This window comes from Bacteroidota bacterium, from assembly GCA_030706565.1.
Classification (GTDB): Bacteria; Bacteroidota; Bacteroidia; order Bacteroidales; family JAUZOH01; genus JAUZOH01.
Window position 1 is genome coordinate 1 of sequence record JAUZOH010000560.1, and the last position, 1,920, is coordinate 1,920.

The window sequence follows — 1,920 nt, forward strand, 5'->3', positions numbered from 1 at the left end:
ATAAATATCCTGTAACTACCGGCGGAAGACTAATTGGCATTATATTGATGGTGTCAGGCGTAGGTCTATTTGGCACATTTACCGGTTTTATTGCATCTTTATTTACTGCGGAAAATAAAAACAAAAACATAGAGGAGGAGAAGGAGGAGAGAGAAAAAACAAACAGTAAGAAAGCTGAATCCGAAATATCTGCTAATTCATTAAATTAGTATATCGGGTTAAATTTTATTCCATCCCTTCACTGTGTTTGGGGGTTGATTCCATTTAGACATAATGAACCTGATTTACAGGTTCTTCCCAACAATCGAACCAGTATAAAATTGAACATGTTATTCTTGTTAATGGATCACATTGAAAATATGGTGGAATAAAAATAAAAATGAATCTTTGCAAGAAAAATAATTTGTATGGATTCAAAAGAAAACCAATATAATTTGCTTGTAAAAGCATTATTACCATCCGAGATTTTCAATTATTTCGAAATCACTCTAGTTCAATTAAATAAAGAGACTATAGATGTTTACCTGGATGAGTTGAATGTTCCGCCCTCAAAATATGAAGGACAGAAATTACTTTCCAAAGGGTTTCATCCGGCAGTAGACATCCAGGATTTTCCGATTCGTGAACGGGCCGTTTTTTTGCATGTCAGAAGACGTAAATGGCAGGTAGAATCCACGGGCGAGATAGTGAGCAATACATGGGATACAGTAGCACAGGGGACGCGATACACAAAAGGTTTCGCGACTTTTTTAAAAGATGTTTTTGGATACTTACCCAATCAGCAGCAAAAGCCTTGAAAAACATTACCATATCAATGGAGACCAACTGGGTCAACAATACAAAGACCATTTGAGTAATTATCGGCAGTGGGATCAAAGCAGCCATGCTGAAGAATGGCTGCTTTTCCCGGAAAACCTGGGCAGTCAAATGAGTATTGACGAAACCTCACTGTCAAACGGAGAACTGTACACGATTCTGACCAACAAGGCAGCCGGGGGTAAAAAAGGAGTGCTGACGGCAATGATTCGGGGAACCAAAGCCGAAGAGATAATCGCCGTTTTAAAACGGATACCTGAGCGCAAACGGGCCCAAGTCGAAGAAATAACCTTAGACATGGCCGGATCAATGAACCAGATTGTCAAGTGCTGTTTTCCAAAAGCCACCCAGGTAATCGACCGTTTTCATGTTCAAAAGTTGGCCTATGATGCCCTGCAGGAAATGCGCATTGCTCACCGTTGGGAGGCCATCAATGAAGAATCCAATGCCCTTGACAATGCCCGCTGGAACAAACAGGAATATGTCCCCTTTCGTTTTGATAACGGCGATACAAAAAAACAATTACTGGCCCGGAGCCGCTATCTTTTGTTCAAATCGCCGGAAAAATGGAGTGTCGGGCAAAAACAAAGAGCTCACATCCTTTTTGCCCAGTATCCTGACATTCAGAAAGCCTTTTCTCTGACCCATTCATTAAGGCTTATCTTTTCTAAAACAAAAGATAAAGCAGTGGCCTATACCAAACTGGCCAAATGGTATAATGATGTTACTGACTCGGGATTTAAATCCTTCAATACAATCTCGGCAACCATTTACCTGCATTACCCTAATATCTTGAACTTCTTCGATCGCAGAAGCACTAATGCTTCTGCAGAATCATTTAATGCAAAAATCAAAGCTTTCCGTACTGTTCTTCGGGGAGTAAGTGATACCAGGTTCTTTTTATTCCGTTTAACTAAAATCTATGCCTGATTTTTTCTCTCCACATGGTTTTTGAACTGATCCAAGCATTAGGACAAGAAAAAACAGGAAAGCTTTTACTTCAATATTCCCTTCCGGCTATCATTGCAACTGCCGCATCGTCATTGTACAACATCATTGATCGTGTTTTTATCGGACACGGTGTAGGGCCATTGGCCATATCCG

Annotated in this window: 4 protein-coding genes; all 4 read left to right on the forward strand. The window is 40.3% G+C overall.

The annotated features are described in order from the left end of the window. On the forward strand, positions 1-209 hold a 209-nt coding region (locus tag Q8907_16755), incomplete at its 5' end, for a hypothetical protein (GenBank protein ID MDP4275919.1). A gap of 198 nt (positions 210-407) precedes the next feature. Beyond that, positions 408-797: a transposase gene (locus Q8907_16760; protein ID MDP4275920.1), complete on the forward strand. Its 390-nt coding sequence runs from the start codon at positions 408-410 to the stop codon at positions 795-797. Beyond that, positions 763-1,746, forward strand: coding sequence for a transposase (locus tag Q8907_16765; protein ID MDP4275921.1), 984 nt, complete (start codon positions 763-765; stop codon positions 1,744-1,746). The genes Q8907_16760 and Q8907_16765 overlap by 35 nt, the downstream gene beginning before the upstream one ends. A 14-nt stretch (positions 1,747-1,760) precedes the next feature. After that, the coding region (locus Q8907_16770; protein MDP4275922.1) for an MATE family efflux transporter at positions 1,761-1,920 on the forward strand (160 nt) is incomplete at its 3' end.